This is a genomic window from Mycobacterium sp. NGS54, from assembly GCF_059812465.1.
Genome location: NZ_JCALCS010000021.1, coordinates 1 through 1,260, shown reverse-complemented (window position 1 = coordinate 1,260; position 1,260 = coordinate 1). Strand labels below are relative to the sequence as shown.

Below are 1,260 nucleotides of genomic sequence, written 5' to 3'. Positions count from 1 at the left end.
CTTGGGTTCTAGGGGTGATTGCAACAGCCGCCTAACTGGAGGTTGTTGTGTATCTGAAGGCCTATCCCTGGGTTGTCCGTCAGTTCTGGGATCACATCCGCGACGGGATGTCGCCCGCTGATGCCGGCGCGGCCGTCGGCGTGTCGGTCCACAGCGGGCGCCACTGGTTTGCTGATGCTGGCGGGGTGAGACCGAAATTTCCTGACGACGGACCGCGTAAGCGGCCGCGGTTGACCCTGGGCGAGCGTGTGATCATCGATGTGGGCGTCAAGATGGGCAAGTCTATCCGCAAGATCGCCGATGAGCTGGATCGGGCGCCGTCGACGATCATGCGCGAGATTGGGCGAAATGCGTTCTGCTATGGGCGATATAGGGAACGCTACCGGTTCGGCGCGCCAAGGAAAGGCGGCCGCGACGCCAAGCCGCGCTATAACGCCGCGGGGGCGCAGGCACGCGCCCAGGAGCGAGCGCGCCGGCCGCAACCGGGCAAGTTGGCCGTCAATGAGAAGTTGCATGATGAGGTGCAGGCTCGGTTACTGGACAAGCACAGTCCCGAGCAAATCGCCACGCGGTTGTGTATGGATTTCCCCGACGATGCGGAGATGCGGGTGTCCCACGAGACCATCTACCAGTCGATCTACGTGCAGGGTAGAGGCAATCTACGCCGTGAACTGCATCAATGCCTGCGCACCGGGCGGGCTTTGCGCAAACCGCAACGACGTGCCGATGCACGCCGGCCCCGCATCCGCGACATGGTCAACATCAGCGAACGCCCACCAGAGGTCGAGGACCGCGCCGTGCCCGGACATTGGGAGGGCGACCTGATTGTGGGTGCCGAAGGTAAGTCGGCGATCGGCACCCTGGTCGAACGGGCTACCCGGTTCGTGCTGCTGCTGCACCTACCCAACGATCATGGGGCATTGGCGGTGCAGGAGGCGATCGTGGCGAAAATGGCTGAGCTGCCGGCGATTCTGCGCAAGACCCTCACTTGGGATCAGGGCGTCGAGATGGCCAACCACGCCGCCATCGCCGCGGCCACCGAGCTGGACATCTACTTCTGTGATCCGCACTCACCCTGGCAGCGCGGCACCAACGAAAACACCAACGGGCTGCTGCGCCAATACTTTGCTAAAGGCACAGACCTATCGGTCTTCCCAGCCGACTACCTCGACTACGTCGCCATGCAACTCAACACCCGACCCCGCAAGACACTGGGATGGAAGAAACCCACCGAAGCCCTCGACGAACTACTCTCAGACC

The 1,260-nt window shown here is 62.9% G+C and carries 1 protein-coding gene; it reads left to right on the top strand.

Annotated features, from left to right (window positions below; translation table 11 throughout):
- Positions 1–107 precede the first annotated feature (107 nt).
- On the top strand, positions 108–1,260 hold a 1,153-nt coding region (locus AC5Y5E_RS30340; RefSeq protein ID WP_499907715.1), incomplete at its 3' end, for an IS30 family transposase.